This window comes from Micromonospora sp. DT41 (assembly GCF_049841715.1).
Taxonomy (GTDB): domain Bacteria; phylum Actinomycetota; class Actinomycetes; order Mycobacteriales; family Micromonosporaceae; genus Micromonospora; species Micromonospora profundi.
Window position 1 is genome coordinate 38,549 of record NZ_JBNCKU010000024.1, and the last position, 14,601, is coordinate 53,149.

Consider the following 14,601-nt stretch of genomic DNA (forward strand, 5'->3'; position numbering starts at 1 on the left):
GACGTCGTCCTGTGCGAGCCGACTCATTTCCGCGCGGCGTACGAGATCAATCCCTACGAGTCGGTTGGATCCAATGAGGACGCGAAACCACGTGCGAGCTTCCGGCATCCTGAGCGTGCGGGGGAGGCCGAACTTGCGGCTCCGGGGTGCGCCGCACCATCTGGCCCTGCCCGGCTGGGTGGACGGCGTCGCGGGCGTCGGCGGCACCCCGTGAGCTGCGAATCTTCCACCGGCTGTCGGTATCGGCGGTGGAGAGCGCCGTCCTGGCCGAGGTTTTCGCGGACGCCGTAGTGCAATCGACACTGCAAATACAAGGAGAGAAGGAGCACGGTAATGGGACAACACTTGACTCGGCGCGGCCTGCTGCGCGCTTCCCTGGTGTCCGCCACAGCAGTGGGCGCAGGGCTGGCCGTCGGTGCCGCGTCCGCCTCCGCCGGCGAGCGCCATCCCGGGCCGCCGGAGATCCCAGACGTGCCGGGTATGCATGGTGACCCGTTTAACAACGAATTCTGGTACCAGTACGACGAAGCGTTCCTCTACCACCCGTCAGTGACCGTCAAGGCGGCGCTGACGGCGATAACCGAGGAACTGGGCTCGGTGCAGGCCGCGTTCGCGTTGGCCTGGCAGGAGCACCGCGCGAACGGCACCTTCCCGGACGGGTTTGTGGCGGAGTTCCTGCCGGTCAAAGAGCCGTTGACGGTCGTCGCGGACGCCCAGTTCGATGTGATGCACCGGTTTTTCGGCCGGAACGCCGCGAAGCTGCGGTCGGCGTTCGCCGACTTCGGCCAGGGCGTGCTCTACGATCCGCGCCGTTATCCCGGCCAGCGCGTACACATGATGGACTACCCGGGCGGCACCGAGCCGCCGGGCGCCTACCACGTCTGGCACTCCATCATCCGGGCCCAGACCCTGTTGGGCATCGCCCCGAAGCGGTGGAACGCCGTCGACCGCCTCGTCGGTCTCGCCTGGGCGGCGCAATCCATCGCGAAGCCGGTCACCGATGCCACCGACAACCAGCCGCTGCCGCGGGTTGTGCTCGCCCGGCAGACCGCCGCGTGGTTGCGCCGTAGCCCGGAGGAGATGGATACCGAGTTCGACAACTTCCCGTACCCGACCGGAGTCAGCTGACGTGACGGCGCCCGGGTCGGGGAAGGGCGCGGGCGCGTCGGTGCTGCCCGGCGACCCCGGTGGGGACCTACGAAAACAACCACCGCGACTCCCTTGAGCTTGTTGTTCAAACTCGGCCTCCGGGGCTTATGGTGATGCTGGCTGGCCGTCGCGACGAGCTGGGCTGCGGGCCATCAACCGGCTGCACCGGTTGCTGCTGGAGCTTTCCCCGGCGGGGCAAAGCAGTTCCTGTCCGCACGGCAGGCACGTGTGCTGATCGCGACCATCAGACCCCGTGACATCGTGGGCAAGGTTGAGGGCGTCGACAAAAAGATCAAGACTGCGGAGAAGGACCTCAAGGAACTGGTGGTCGCCCGCGGCCGCACATTGACGGACCTGCACGGGATCGGCCCCTCAGGTGCGGCTCGGCTGTTGGCAGACGTCGGCGACGTCCGCCGGTTCGCCGACCGCGACCGGTTCGCGTCCTGGAACGGCACCGCCCTGCTGGACGCGTCCTCCGGCGACCAGAAACGTCACCGGCCTCTCCCGCGCCGGCAACCGGACGCTGCACATCATGGCCGACCCCTGCAACGGCGCCGGTGCGATGCGCCGCGCCTCCCCACCTGCCGGGTGTCAGACCATCGGGTTGCCGCCGACGGTCGCCGCAGGGGGAGGTGAGGTTCTGGACGACATCCCAGTGCTCGACGCTATGACCATTGTCGAGCCGGAAGGTGTCAACGATGACTTCCTCGCTCTTTTGGCTTAGGGGGGGGCGTCGGGTCAGAATCGTGGCGTCTGACCGCAGGGCCCCGCGTGGTCGCAGTACGGCTGCAGACCGCTCTGCCCGCACCCACACAGGACGGTCCTCGTCTCGGCGCGTGGGCCTTCCGGCGTGTCCACGCTCAACTTGCCCCGAACGACCAACTGTCCCACGGAGTTGCGTGTGATCCGCGAGGGTTCATCCGGGATCTCCGCCCCGCCGTCGACAAGTTCGTATTGCAGCGCACCCGAGGGGCAGCGCCGTACCACTTCGGCCAGACGATCGGCCTCGGCGCCGTCGGGCCGGATCCACGGGCGCCGGCCTGTGTCGAAGACCTCCGGTAAGCCCTGGACGCATTCGGCGGCGTGCAAGCAGCGCCTGCCCTCGAAGGTCACGGTGATCGACCTTCCGTCGTACGACTTCCTCTCGGTCCCACTGCTCATACCGACCTCCGTCGCTGCCGTGCCCAACTGTTCAGTCACTGACTCTGCTGCGGGACTGGTACACAAGATCCTCGTACTCGGGATGCCGGGCGATCCATCCCGCGAAGAACGGGCAGGTGGCCAGGACGCGCAGGTTCGCGGCACGCGCCTCGTCGAGGGCGGTGCGGGCCAGTGCTGACCCGACCCCCTTGCCCTCGTACTCCGGCGAGACCTCGGTGTGCACGAACGCGACGAGTTCCGCGGTACGGATGTACTGCGCGACGCCCGCGACCCTGGACTCCCCGTCGACCCGGGCCTCGTACTGCTTGGCCTCGGGAACGTCCTTCACTTCCACCATCACGTGTCCTCCATACGTCTTCGGGCTCGATCTGAGTCTGGAGCTTTGCGTCCCCCGGCCTCAGGCAGTGCATCGATTCGTCGATGCCCGCAGTGCGCCGGGGTGCGGGCCGACCGGATGTCGACCCCCAACCGAGTGGGTTGCTGCGCCGCCTACCTTAGATCTCCTTGGGAGACCACCCACCTGCCGCTGGCGTTCCAGCGCATGACGCCGGTGTGGCCCATTGCCAGTCGTCGACGTCGAGCAGCATGACCCGGACGGCGCTTTTGGACCAGGCGATGCCGCTGCGGTGCCGGTTGCGGGCGCGGTCGTGCGCTGCTGGCGGCGTGCCGCCAGTTCCCTCGTGGTCCTCAGACCATGGGGAGTCGCTCGGCGAACCTCCAGACGATCTCACTGGCGTCGGGGCCCGCGTGATCGGTGTAGCGGCCGTCGCCGTCAGGGCCCGGCCAGGCGTGCCCCATGTCCTCGACGCGGTACGACTCGACGACCGACAAGCCGTCCGGCGCGGTGATCGTCGTGTGCGTGTACGCGTGCCGACCCGCAGTGGCGGGCACCGAGACGGTCTCCTCGGTCAGGTCGAGGCTGTTGTTGGGCGGCCCGTCGTCGACGAGGTCGCTCACGATGGTCCAGTGTTCAACGAGTCGGGTGGCGACCAGGGGCGGCACGACCTCGTCGCGCTCGCCCTGAATGACCAGCAGTGGCACCCGCCGGGCGTGTTCGCCCATCTGGGCCCGCGCCTGACGTGCCGTGTCCAGCGGCGGTATCGAGTCCGGGTCGTCGGGGTCCACCTGATCGAGGCCGTATTCGCCGCCGGCGACCGAGGTCGCGGTGGCGAAGACGTCGGGGTAGGTCACGGCAAGGATGATCGCGGTCCCCGCGCCCGACGAGGCGCCGGCCACGTGTACCCGCGCGGGATCCGCGCGGTATCTCTCGACCACCTGCCGGGCGACACCGGCCAGCAGCGCAGGCTCCCCGGCACGCACCTGGAAGGAGAGGTCTTTGACAGCGTGGAAGTCGCCGTAGGTGAGGTTCAGCCGGTCGACCTCGATGACAGATGTGGTGGACATGTACCCATGACAGCGCGGACGCAGCCGGCCCGTCAGTGGCGTGGTGTCACGGCCGCTTGTGACGTGGTGTCACTGGTCGTGGCCGCTGGCCGCCGGATAATGGGAGGGTGACCGCACGAACGACGGGCTTCACCCAGTCGACGCAGGGGAGGCTGCGCCGGCTCAACCTAGCCACGTCGCTGCCGCCCGTGGTGTTCGCCTCGGTGGTCCTGCTCTACATCGACACGCGTACCTGGTGGCACGTCGTCGTCCTGCTGCCGGGGGCGGTGGCAGCCCTTGTGGCCTTCGAACGGTGGACGGCCCGCGACCTGTCCCGGTTCGTGCTGCCCTGCGTGATCGTGGCGGGCGCGGTGTGGCCGGTTGGGGTTCTTGTCACCGATACTCCGAACGCGTTCTGGGGTATCGGCGCCGTGGGCTCCCTCGCACTGCACGAGGTCCGGCGGCGTCGAGGGCTGGCGGTGGCCGGGCTGTTCTCCTACGTCGCCGTGGTCGGTGCGGCGCGGCTGTTGGTGGAGCGGGACGACATCGGCGACGTACTGGGTGCCTATGTCCTCGTGCCGACCTTCTTCACCGTCGGGTTGACGGTCCTGACGTTGGTGGGCGAGCGGTTCTACGACCTCATCCGGGAGCTCGAGCAAACTCGGGATCGGGAGGCGGAGCTGGCGGTGGTGCGGGAGCGCGTGCGGTTCGCGAGCGACCTGCACGACATCCAGGGCCATACCCTGCACGTGGTCAAGCTGAAGATCGCGCTGACGCAGCGACTGCTGCTCCGCGACGCCGAGCGGGCGGAGAAGGAGTTGCAGGAGACGTATGCGCTGGTCAGTGACACCATCGCGCAGACCAAGGAACTCGCGTACGCCCAGCGGCGGCTCAACCTCACCGCGGAGATCGAGAACGCGAAGAACCTGTTCGAGGCCGCCGGTATCCGGGTCCGGGTGACCCGGGAGGCCGAGGTCGACGCCCGCGCCAGTGAACTGCTCGGGCAGGTGCTGCGCGAGACGACCACCAACATCCTCCGCCACGCGCAGGCCACCCAGGTCCAGATCATCCTCGCCGAGTCGGGCATCTCCATCGTCAACGACGGGGTGACCACCACCACGCCCCCCGAGCTCAGGGGACTGGCGACACTCAGGCAGCGGGTGGCGGGCGACGGAGGCGAGTTGACCGTGGACCAGACGGACGAGCGGTTCCTGACGGCGGCGGTCTTCCGACCCGCTCGTGCTGGTGTGGCCCCACCGACCGCGGGGGAGGACGACCGATGACGACGATCGTGCTGGCTGACGACGAGGTCCTGCTGCGTACGGCCCTGGCCGCGCTACTGCCGATGGAAGGCGACATCACCGTTCTCGCTGAGGCCGAGAACGGAGAGAAGGCCGTCGAGGCCACCCTGCGGCACCGGCCCGAGGTGCTGGTCATCGACCTGGAGATGCCTGGCATGGACGGTCTCGACGCGGTCGCGCAGATCCGTCAAGCGCGACCGGAGCAGGTGATCCTCATGCTGACCCGGCACGCCCGCCCCGGCGTGCTGCGCAAGGCGTTGCGGCTCGGCGTCCAAGGCTTCGTCAGCAAGTCCGCCGAGCCGGCCCACATCACCTTTGTCATCGCCACCCTGCACGCGGGTAAACGCTGGATCGACCCGGATGTCTCCGCGCTGGCCGTCACCGAGGACAACCCCCTCACCGACCGTGAAGCCGACGTGCTGCGGGTCACCGGCGAGGGCTACTCGGTCGCCGACATCGCCGCCCGGCTCCACCTCGCCCCGGGCACCGTCCGCAACTACCTCTCCAACGCCATGCGCAAGACCCAGACCCGGACCCGCCACGAAGCGGCCCGCTACGCCCGCGGACACGACTGGCTGTGAGAGCGGCCTCCGGCCCACCTACCATCACGCCGACCGCCGCGGGATCTGGTACGCGGCGCGCTCGGCCTGCACGGCGCCACCACCCGCAACGTTGATCGCCGGATGGTGAACGGGTGACGGCCGCCCGGCCGGCGGGGTCCGCTACACCCACCTCGTGCAGATGCAGCAGGGTGCCGGCCTTGGGCTACCAGCGGGACGCCTCGCAGATGAAGCCGGGGGCGAGCCGCAACCGGAGCACGTTGTCGCCCCATCAGGGCGCGCACCCGGGCGGCGGTGATCTCGTGGATCCCGACGGCAGCCAGAGGGCGTGCAGCAGGTCGACGAAGGCGCAGGCCGACCTCGGGCCGCGCAGGCCGGTGAGCAGGCCCTGCTCCTCGTAGCAGCGCAGGAACCGCACGCTGATTCCGGTGCGAGCGGCGAGTGCACCGATCCGGACGGGTGGCGGTCATCGCCGCCTCCCCGTTCCTAGCTGACGTCCACGGGAGAGCCAGCCTACTGACGTGTCGGAACGCGGCCAGTGCCGCCACGTCACACGTGGCGATGACGTGGCAGCACTGACGCGCGACCGCGAGGGCCGCTGTCATTGAGGCATGTCCGCCCCGGCGGCGGATGGAGGCCCGACATGGTGTGTGACCTGGTTGAGCCAAAAGGCGCGGCGTCGCATCCCGGTAGGCCACCAAATCGAAGAACAGGAGACCTGGACGTGTATCGAAGGCATGGCATCGCCCTGATCGGGATACTCGGCATGATCGGTGCCTTGGCCGCGGTCATCCCGGCGACGGCCGGGGAGTCGACGGCCGGGAGACCGACGGTGGGGTTGCAGTGGGCGGCGTGCCCGCAGGACGTGGTGGTGCCGCCTGCGGTACAGGGGCAGGTGCAGTGCGCGAAGGTGCCGGTTCCGCTGGACTACCGCGACCCCGACGGCACCCAGATCGAGATCATGGTGTCGCGGATCGCGAGCACGAAGCCGGAGAAGCGGCGCGGTGTGCTGATGTTCAACCCCGGCGGGCCGGGCGGCACCGGGCTGGATCAGCCGGGTTTCCTGGTCGGCCAAGGGCTGCCGGCCAGCGTCATGGATGCCTACGATCTGATCGGCATGGACACCCGGGGCGTCGGGCACTCGGCGCCGGTGAGCTGCGGCTTCGTCCTCGGCGACGCCTATTGGGCCAACATTCCGCCGTACGCGGTCGACGACGCGGACGTGACCCGGCAGGCGGAGATCGCCGAGGAGGTCGCCGCCCGGTGCGCGGAGAACGACACCGACGGGCGGCTGCGGCATTTGACGACCGCCAACATGGCCCGTGACCTGGACCGGATCCGGGCCGCGCTCGGTGAAGAGAAGGCCAGCTTCTACGGGGCGTCCTACGGCTCTGCGTTGGGTGCGGCGTACGCCTCGATGTTCCCCAGGAGCACCGATCGGATCGTGTTGGACAGCAACATCGGCGATACCCACCTCGACCGGGACGGCCTGCGGCGGTACGCGCTCGGCATGGAGCAGACGTTCCCCGACTTCGCGACCTGGGCGGCGGCGCGACACGACTCCTACGGCCTGGGTCGCACTCCACAGCAGGTGCGCAGGACCTACCTGACCCTCGCCGAACGGTTCGACCGGACACCGGCGCCCGACGGGCTCACCGGCGCCTTCTTCCGGGGCATCACGTTCGCCTACCTCTACAACGAGAGGCAGTACGGGAACCTCGCGCGGACCTGGCAGTCGTACCTGGATCCCGGCCAGGCACCGTCGCAGGCGCAGACGGCGGCGGCGCCCAGCCCGAACGACAACGCCTTCACCGTGTTCCTCGCCGTGACCTGCAATGACGTCCAGTGGCCCAAGGACGTCGCGACCTATCGGCGGGCCGTCGCAGAGGACCGCAAGCGGTACCCGCTCTTCGGTGCGGCCAGCGCCAACATCACCCCGTGCGCCTACTGGAAGTACGAGCCGTCCGAGCCGCCCGTCGCGATCAGTGACAAGGGGGCGCGCAACGTGCTGGTCCTGCAGAACCGGCAGGACCCGGTCACCCCGTTGGCGGGGGGCAAGCTGCTGCGCGAGAAGTTCGGGCAGCGCGCCCGGCTGGTGACCGCCAACCAGAGCGGGCACGGCGTCTACGTGCTGAGCGGCAACGCCTGCGCGCTGAACCTCACCACGTCGTACCTCGTGGAGGGAACGATGCCGGCCAGGGACACGACCTGTCGGGGCGACTGACCCGGATCAGGAGTGACCCGAGGGCGCGGAACACGAGGTGTTCCGCGCCCTCGGCGGGGTCGTGGTCTGAACCGACCTGGGATCCGCGACGCTCCAAGGAGCATCAAGCCTTGCCCCGCAGGGTGCTCAAGTACTTTCCTGGGCGTTTCCGATCTCAGCCAGCGCCACGAGTTTCACGCCTGGCTCACCACGGTCGAGCGCGGTATGGGCATCCAGTTCATCTTTTGCGACGACCGCCGATCGCCTGGACCGGCGGTCAGCGCAAGCTCCCCTCGCAGTACGTCTTCCGCGGCACCTGCGCCACCCGCAGGAAGGCTGGGACGAGCGACGCCCGGCGGCACACTGACCGAGCCGATCAGAAGGACTGGGGCACGCAATGAAGGTATTCATCATCGGAGTCAGCGGATCCATCGGAGGGCTGCTCGCGCGGAACCTGATCGATCGCGGCGATAAGGTCTCCGGCCTGGTACGTCGTGATGAGCAGAGAGCCGATCTCGCCGCGCGGGGCATCGATGCGCGAGTTGCCGACCTCGCGGACATCACCTCTGGCTCCCTGGCATCCATGCTCAGAGGGATCGACGCCGTCGTGTACACCGCCGGGTCGAACGGAGGCGCCAGGGAGGTCACGGCGGCCATCGATGGTGACGGCGTGGTGAAGGCCCTCGAAGCGACGCGTATCGCCCGAGTGAAGCGCTTCACGTTGGTATCGGTGCTTCCCGAGGCCGGGCGGGGCCAGGGAGTCGACGAGGGCGTGGAGTTCTACTTCGCGGTGAAGAAGCTCATCGACGTCGCCGTGTCTGAAAGTGGTCTCGACTGGCTGATCCTCAGGCCGTCGGCGCTTGTCGACCACGCCGGAATCGGGGCGATAGCCCTCGGTCCGGCGCAGCCGCACGACGAGATCTCCCGCGAGGACGTCGCCGCCACCCTGGCGGAACTGCTCCATGAGCCCCGGATCCGCCGGCGGATCCTCGAGCTCACTCAGGGCTCGACGCCGATTGCCACAGCGGTTCAGACGAACATCCGCTGACCGGCCCGCGGCGGCGCGGATGGCTGTCGCTCGGCGCGTGACGGCCGTAGCTTCCGTCACGCGCCGAGCGGGCGTCGTTCTCAGTCGTACGGGTGGATGCGGCACCAGGTCCACCACGTCGGCACGCGGCGACGAGCTCATCGCCATACCTTCTCAAATGGCCCGCAAACAGCGGGCAGACCGGAACGATGGCGACATCCGTGCGAATGCTGTCCGCGAGCACTTCGCGGACCAGCAGCCCAGCCAGGCACCGTCCACCGAACTTCCGGCCTACTTCGATGTGGAAGACGATTCGCTCGCCATCCACCTTGGGGGAGTCGACGAAGTCCACCCGGCCGGCGGGTCATCCCTCAGCGAGGTGAACGGTGTAGGTGCCGACCGGGCGATCTTTACTGAGCCTTACCCAGCGACCACCACCACGCCCGGAACGCCACAACGCACCAACCACCAGGCTTGATGAAAGACGGGACTAGGAGAACAGGTCACCTGCGGATTGCCCTGCTTCACGCTTGCGGCGGAAGTAGTCGTTGATGATGGTCCGGTACCGGTCAGCGTCCGAGCGGGCCCAGTTCCGCATGAGTTCACAACCGAACGCCAGCGAGGTGATCGGCTGCGCCCCGGCCTGAAGCATGCGGTCGATGGCTGCGTGGTGGGTGACCGCTGAAACGCCTCCAACGGCATCGATCACGGGGTAGATCTCATAGCCCTCCAAGAGCATGTCCAGGGTTGGGAACGCGAGGCAGACCTCTGTCCACAGGCCGGCCATCACGATCTTCTTGCGTCCAGTGGCCACGATCGCAGCCCGAAAGTCCGCATCCTCCCAGGAATTGACACCTGTCCGGTCGATTTCAGTGATGCCGGGTAGTTCACGGGTGATCTCGTCGACCGTCGGCTTGTGCACGCCCATTCCCACCGCCACGGTGGTCACGACCGTCGGAATCTCATAAGCTCGCGCCAGTTGCGCCAGCGTCACCACACCGAGGTTGATCTCCTCCCGGCTGGCGGAACCGACTGTGGCGTACTGGCCTTCCTGGTAGTCGATGAACGCAATGGCGCAGTTTTGCGGTGTCAAGAGGTGGTCGGAACCGGGATCGCGAATCGGTTCAGGATTGATCTTCTTGCTTGTCGGGATAGTAGTCATACGTCATCTCCTCTGGTGGGTCTGCTGGCCTAAGACCGGATGCTGGCGGCGCGCGAGGTGGTCTTGCGCGTCAGGTCCACGAAGTCGGGTTCGAAATTCGGATCGACGTTGACCGCTTCCCACAGTCGCTGTCGGCCCGCGGTGGAGATCGGCAGCAACCTGGCCGGGTCCTCGACGACAGACACCAGCGTGTCGTCGTCCTCCGCAGAGCGACGTAGCGGACGAGGGTTGGCGACGTCCAGAGCACGCTCCACGACCGCTCTCATAGGCCCAGCCGCCATCAACTCCAACGAGGTCTCATAGTCGCGTCCGAGGATGTCCGCGAGGTCCAGCGCCTCGCGTAGTCCCGCCTCCGCGGCCATGATGGCTACGTTGGTGATCAGTTTGTAGTCCACGCCCGCACCGAACTCACCCACGTGCCGGGATCTGCCGAGACCATCGAGTACCGACTTCACCCGCTCGAAATCGTCGGCCGATCCGCCGACCAGGAACGTGATCGCCCGCTCGCGCGCGTACTTCACACCGCCAACGATGGGCGAGTCGAGCACGGCCACTCCGCTGGGCGCCGCCGCGCGGACCTGGTCGACGATTGCTCGGGTGGTGGTCGAGCAGATCAGCACTGATGCACCAGGCTGGGCGCCGGCGAGTATTCCATCGTCACCCAGGTAGGCGGTCGGGATGTCATTCGACATCACGAGGCCGAAGATCACATCAGCGCCCCGCGCCGCTTCTGCGGCCGACGCGACCGCGGTCGTCCCCATGCGCCTAGCTGCTTCGAGCCGGGGGTCCGAGATATCAGATACTCGCACTTGATGTCCGGCAGCGAGGAGATGAGGCGCCAACTGCTCGCCCATGTCGCCGAATCCCACGATTGCGATCGTTGCCATGCATTTAGCTCCTATTCAATAGATCCGTGCCCACGGGTGAGGTGTGGCAGGTCATGGGTCGGCCAGACCGTTGAACTGCGTAGTGAACGTCATGGAACTCCCCGTGGCCGGACATCCCGCACCCGTGAACTGCAGCACCGGGACCGACCGCGACCACGAGTACCAGCAGGACGCCGGAGGCGATCCAGGGCCCTTGCCGCCGCCGGCGAGGCCGGTCCGACCGCGGTCGCTCGGACCTCGAGCGCCTGGTCCAGGGCGGTCATGCAGCGTTCCTTTCGCCGGTCGGCGCTCGCCTGGTGGTAGTCGCCACGCTGGCGGCACTGACGGCAACGATCGCCGCCGCGGTGCGAGTCACCGCGGAGAAGACGGCCTCTGATCCCCAATGGCCGCGTCCGATCTCGCTGGCTCGGCTCACCGTTGCCGATGTCCAAGGCAGCGGCGGCCGCAGCGAAGGCACGGCGCCGCTGGCGAAGAGCAGCCCGATGATCGCCGCAGTGCGGGGATCCGGGGCTTCGCCGTCCGCCAGGACCCGGCGGATCCGCGCTCGCAGCTGCGCCGCCTCACGATGTAGCAGGCCGCGGTCCACGAGCCGGTCGAGCACCACCCACCACAGATCGGTGCCGAGCGCGACGAGCAACGGCCGCACCCGCTGGGGCTTCTCGGCGACGGTGTCGTAGGCCGACTGCAGCAGCGGGTCGGGCAGCGGACCCTCGCCCGACTGGGTGACCCGCGGGCCGTCCAGCACCCCGGAGTTGTCGATCTGGATCCGACCGAGCAGGGCAAGCTCGGTGAGCACCGCGCCGCCAAGCGCGTCGTGCAGGGCGCCCGCTGTCTGGATGGCAACGCCGTCGTCGTCCATCAAGAGCAGCATGAGGTCGTCGACGATGAGCAGGTCGTCCCGTACCAACGTCAGCTTCTCGCCCATATCTCGTTCCTTTCTCGTAGTTCTCTCCGCGCGGTGTCCCTTCCGTCAGCTCAGGCGAGGAAGGTGCGCAGGGCGGCGTTGACCTCGTCGGCGTGGGTCCAGAGCAACCCGTGTGGGGCGCCTTCGATCTCGACGTACTCGGCGTCGGGCAGGCCCTGGCGAAAGCGCCGGGCGGTAGCGTCGATCGGGAGGATGGTGTCGGCGGTGCCGTGCAGGATCAGGGCCGGCTTGCCGCTGGCACGGACCGCCTCGACGTCGGCGCGGAAGTCCTCGATCCAAGAAGACACGACGGCGTAGGCCGCCACCGGCGCGCTGGAGACGGCGACGTTCCAACTGCCGGTGACAGCCTCCTGGCTGATCCGGCTGCCAAGGTTCTCGTCGAGGTTGTAGAAGTCCGAGAAGAACTGCGTGTACCAGGCGTAGCGGTCACCCTTCGCCGCGGCCTCGATCCCGTCGAACACCTTCCGCGGCAGGCCGTCGGGGTTGTCATCCTGCTCGACCAGGAACGGTTCGAGTGAGGCGAGGAATGCCAACTTCGCCACCCGCTGATGGCCGTACCGCGAGACATAGCGGGCCAGTTCACCGGTGCCCATCGAGAACCCGACCAGGACGACGTCGCGCAGGTCGAGCGTCTCCAGCACGGTGTTCAGGTCGGCCGCGAACGTGTCGTAGTCGTAGCCGGAACCTACCTTCGACGAGCGCCCGAAGCCACGACGGTCGTAGGTGATCACCCGGTATCCGGCAGCAAGCAGTTCACGCGTCTGAAGCTCCCAGCTGTGGCCGTTCAGCGGATACCCGTGGATGAGGACAATCGGCTGACCTGCGCCCTGATCCTCGTAGTACAGCTCGATCGGGGTGCTGTTCTCGGTCCCGACGGCGATGAATCCCATGATCGTTTCCCTCCTGTTGTCGCATACCGGCTGTTGGTGTCGGTGTTGGACGTCGTTGTCGTGGCCCGACGCCTATCGACGGGGCTCCCAGCGGAACATCCGCGCGGCCAATACGATCGCCACCACCATCCAGCCCAGGGTCGGCGCCAGCAGGAGGATGGAGTCGGCGAGTGGGACCCCGCCGTTCCAGGCGTTGACGACCAGCTCGGTGGCCGAGCCGCCGGGCAGTATCCGTTTCAGCAGCGCAAGGCTCTCGGTGCCGGTGATCCCGACCCAACTGGCCACGGCGACCACAGCCAGACTGAGCGGAAGCGTGGTGACCTGCGCGTGCTCCGGGGAGTTCGTGACCCCGGCAGTGGCGATCGCGAACGCGAGCATCATCACCAACGTCGCGGCCAGGGCCGCCGCCACCAGTGCGGGGTTGGCGGGGGTTCGGCCCACGCCGGCGAACACGACGAGGATCACCGTCACCTGGACGGTCGCGATGACGCTGATCGGGAGCACCAGACCGGTCAGGATCGTCGCGTCACTGGCGGCGGTGGACCTGAGCCGCTTGAGGAAGAGGTTCTGCCGGCGAGCTGCCAGGGTGGTCACCGTGGTGGCGTAGAGACCGAACGCGGCGATGGTGAAGATGAGCACTGCCGCGACGTAGCCGAGGCTGCCGATCCGGCTGAACGTGTCGCGGTAACTGATGAAGAAGATGCTCACCGCCACGGGCACGATCAAGCTATTGATCAGCACGGCACGGTTTCGGAGGAGCTGGATGAGCTCGCCCTGCGCGATGGGGAACATGGGCAATCCTTCGAGGTCAGGAGGGTACGGACTCGGTGCCGACGGCGCGGAAGACATCGTCCAGCCGGGTCGGTGCGGCGGACAGTCCCGCCAGCTCGACCATGTGAGCGTCCGCCCAGTCGAGCAGCGTCTTGAGGTCCCGCTGAAGGTCGAACGTGTCGATCGTGTAGGAACCGTCGGCCGTCGGAGCGGGTCGCAGCGGCAGCGCCGGGGCACCGGGTGGCAGCGAGAACCGGATGGATGCCGGCAGGGTCTGAGTCAGCTCGGGCAGCGTGCCCTGGCGGCGGAAGACGCCCTGGTGCATCAGGCCGATGCGGTCGGCCCGCTGCTGCGCCTCCTCCAGGTAGTGCGTGGTGAGCACGACCGTGGCGCCGTCCTCGCGTAACTGCCGAACGGTCTCCCACAGGGCGTCCCGTGACTGGATGTCCAGCCCGGTGGTGGGTTCGTCCAGGATGATCAGCTCCGGCCGCCCGTACACGGCGGTGGCGAAGTCCAATCGCCGCTTCTCTCCGCCGGAAAGCTGCGCCACCCGGGTGTCGGCCCGGTGGGCGAGATCGACCAGATCGAGCACCCTCGCCACGGTGTCCTGACGTTCGGAGAGCCGGCCGATCAGCCGGACCGACTCGGCAACGGTGAGGTCGGCGGCGAAGCCGCTCTCCTGCAGCATGATCCCCATCCTGGGACGTACCGCGCGCCGGTCGGTGGGACTCCTGCCGAAGACACGCACCGTGCCCGCCGACACCGTCCGGTGGCCCTCGATGACCTCGAGGGTCGAGGTCTTGCCGGCTCCGTTGGTGCCGAGGAGTGCGTAGAGCTCCCCGCGGGCGACCTGGAACGAGAGGTCCTTGACGGCGTGGAACTCGCCGTAGGTGACATTCAGTTGGTCGACTTCGATGACTGGGTTGACGGGCATCTCGGATCCTTTCGTCTTCGGCACAAGACTTCCGTCACTGGCGGCGCCATCGCATCGGTGTGAACGCCTTAGCTCGCACCGTCAGCTCACCGTGTCGGGTGCGAGCTGGTCGCTGGCGGTGCGAGTAGCAGGCGAGGGGCGGCCGGTACGCGGTTGACCAGCGATGAAAGCCGTGGGCCTGGGGCCCGCCTCGACCTGCGGCATCCGCTTCGTCAGCCGCTTCGTGTGGAGGTCACGGGCTTGCTGCG

The 14,601-nt window shown here is 67.9% G+C and carries 18 protein-coding genes; 7 read left to right on the plus strand and 11 right to left on the minus strand.

All coding sequences use genetic code 11. The annotated features are described in order from the left end of the window. Positions 1 to 333: 333 nt before the first annotated feature. Positions 334 to 1,128, plus strand: a complete 795-nt coding sequence (locus ACLQ23_RS29260) for a Tat pathway signal sequence domain protein (RefSeq protein WP_157552730.1) — start codon at positions 334 to 336, stop codon at positions 1,126 to 1,128. Between the two features lie 249 nt (positions 1,129 to 1,377). After that, positions 1,378 to 1,785 carry a transposase gene (locus ACLQ23_RS29265; protein WP_053657770.1) on the plus strand — a complete coding sequence of 136 codons (408 nt, stop codon included), beginning with the start codon at positions 1,378 to 1,380 and terminating at the stop codon, positions 1,783 to 1,785. Positions 1,786 to 1,887: 102 nt separating this feature from the next. Here the strand turns inward: ACLQ23_RS29265 and ACLQ23_RS29270 are convergent, their stop codons facing one another. From ACLQ23_RS29270 to ACLQ23_RS29280, 3 genes are all read right to left on the minus strand, one after another. After that, complete coding sequence (locus tag ACLQ23_RS29270; protein WP_425881383.1) at positions 1,888 to 2,310, minus strand: (4Fe-4S)-binding protein; 423 nt, start codon at positions 2,308 to 2,310, stop codon at positions 1,888 to 1,890. A 31-nt stretch (positions 2,311 to 2,341) separates the two neighbouring features. Beyond that, complete coding sequence (locus ACLQ23_RS29275) at positions 2,342 to 2,647, minus strand: GNAT family N-acetyltransferase (RefSeq protein WP_425736045.1); 306 nt, start codon at positions 2,645 to 2,647, stop codon at positions 2,342 to 2,344. A gap of 350 nt (positions 2,648 to 2,997) precedes the next feature. Beyond that, positions 2,998 to 3,714 carry an alpha/beta hydrolase family esterase gene (locus tag ACLQ23_RS29280; protein ID WP_355631316.1) on the minus strand — a complete coding sequence of 239 codons (717 nt, stop codon included), beginning with the start codon at positions 3,712 to 3,714 and terminating at the stop codon, positions 2,998 to 3,000. A 107-nt stretch (positions 3,715 to 3,821) separates the two neighbouring features. On the opposite strand from ACLQ23_RS29280, the gene ACLQ23_RS29285 reads away from it, so the two are divergent. Both ACLQ23_RS29285 and ACLQ23_RS29290 read left to right on the plus strand, forming a co-directional pair. Next, the gene (locus ACLQ23_RS29285; protein ID WP_355597405.1) at positions 3,822 to 4,976 is read left to right on the plus strand and encodes a sensor histidine kinase; all 1,155 of its coding nucleotides are present in this window, start codon (positions 3,822 to 3,824) and stop codon (positions 4,974 to 4,976) included. Beyond that, complete coding sequence (locus ACLQ23_RS29290; RefSeq protein WP_355597407.1) at positions 4,973 to 5,575, plus strand: response regulator transcription factor; 603 nt, start codon at positions 4,973 to 4,975, stop codon at positions 5,573 to 5,575. Before ACLQ23_RS29285 ends, ACLQ23_RS29290 begins: the two co-directional genes overlap by 4 nt. A gap of 250 nt (positions 5,576 to 5,825) precedes the next feature. Here the strand turns inward: ACLQ23_RS29290 and ACLQ23_RS29295 are convergent, their stop codons facing one another. Next, on the minus strand, positions 5,826 to 6,005 hold the full coding sequence (locus ACLQ23_RS29295) for a MerR family DNA-binding transcriptional regulator (protein WP_425881385.1): 180 nt from the start codon (positions 6,003 to 6,005) through the stop codon (positions 5,826 to 5,828). A 273-nt stretch (positions 6,006 to 6,278) separates the two neighbouring features. Here ACLQ23_RS29295 and ACLQ23_RS29300 point away from each other — a divergent pair, with 273 nt between their 5' ends. Both ACLQ23_RS29300 and ACLQ23_RS29305 read left to right on the plus strand, forming a co-directional pair. After that, positions 6,279 to 7,778, plus strand: coding sequence for an alpha/beta hydrolase (locus ACLQ23_RS29300; RefSeq protein ID WP_377674270.1), 1,500 nt, complete (start codon positions 6,279 to 6,281; stop codon positions 7,776 to 7,778). 376 nt (positions 7,779 to 8,154) lie between these two features. Continuing rightward, positions 8,155 to 8,805 carry an NAD(P)H-binding protein gene (locus tag ACLQ23_RS29305; RefSeq protein WP_425736039.1) on the plus strand — a complete coding sequence of 217 codons (651 nt, stop codon included), beginning with the start codon at positions 8,155 to 8,157 and terminating at the stop codon, positions 8,803 to 8,805. Here ACLQ23_RS29305 and ACLQ23_RS29310 read toward each other — a convergent pair. Next, positions 8,753 to 9,052, minus strand: a complete 300-nt coding sequence (locus ACLQ23_RS29310; RefSeq protein ID WP_425736047.1) for a hypothetical protein — start codon at positions 9,050 to 9,052, stop codon at positions 8,753 to 8,755. The two genes, ACLQ23_RS29305 and ACLQ23_RS29310, sit on opposite strands and share 53 nt — an antisense overlap. On the opposite strand from ACLQ23_RS29310, the gene ACLQ23_RS29315 reads away from it, so the two are divergent. Then, positions 8,963 to 9,262, plus strand: coding sequence for a hypothetical protein (locus ACLQ23_RS29315; RefSeq protein WP_425736048.1), 300 nt, complete (start codon positions 8,963 to 8,965; stop codon positions 9,260 to 9,262). The two genes, ACLQ23_RS29310 and ACLQ23_RS29315, sit on opposite strands and share 90 nt — an antisense overlap. A gap of 12 nt (positions 9,263 to 9,274) precedes the next feature. Here ACLQ23_RS29315 and ACLQ23_RS29320 read toward each other — a convergent pair whose 3' ends face one another. The 6 genes from ACLQ23_RS29320 to ACLQ23_RS29345 form a co-directional block, all read right to left on the minus strand. Continuing rightward, complete coding sequence (locus ACLQ23_RS29320) at positions 9,275 to 9,946, minus strand: hydrolase (RefSeq protein WP_425736041.1); 672 nt, start codon at positions 9,944 to 9,946, stop codon at positions 9,275 to 9,277. Positions 9,947 to 9,975: 29 nt separating this feature from the next. Continuing rightward, positions 9,976 to 10,833, minus strand: a complete 858-nt coding sequence (locus ACLQ23_RS29325) for an NAD(P)-dependent oxidoreductase (RefSeq protein ID WP_355597419.1) — start codon at positions 10,831 to 10,833, stop codon at positions 9,976 to 9,978. 259 nt (positions 10,834 to 11,092) lie between these two features. Then, entirely contained in the window at positions 11,093 to 11,758 is a 666-nt protein-coding gene (locus ACLQ23_RS29330; protein ID WP_053659576.1) for a GOLPH3/VPS74 family protein, read from the minus strand. Positions 11,759 to 11,808: 50 nt separating this feature from the next. Further along, the gene (locus ACLQ23_RS29335; protein ID WP_355597422.1) at positions 11,809 to 12,648 is read right to left on the minus strand and encodes an alpha/beta fold hydrolase; all 840 of its coding nucleotides are present in this window, start codon (positions 12,646 to 12,648) and stop codon (positions 11,809 to 11,811) included. Positions 12,649 to 12,720: 72 nt separating this feature from the next. After that, positions 12,721 to 13,440 carry an ABC transporter permease gene (locus ACLQ23_RS29340; protein ID WP_053659588.1) on the minus strand — a complete coding sequence of 240 codons (720 nt, stop codon included), beginning with the start codon at positions 13,438 to 13,440 and terminating at the stop codon, positions 12,721 to 12,723. Positions 13,441 to 13,456: 16 nt separating this feature from the next. Further along, entirely contained in the window at positions 13,457 to 14,353 is an 897-nt protein-coding gene (locus tag ACLQ23_RS29345; protein WP_053659585.1) for an ABC transporter ATP-binding protein, read from the minus strand. Positions 14,354 to 14,601: the final 248 nt, after the last annotated feature.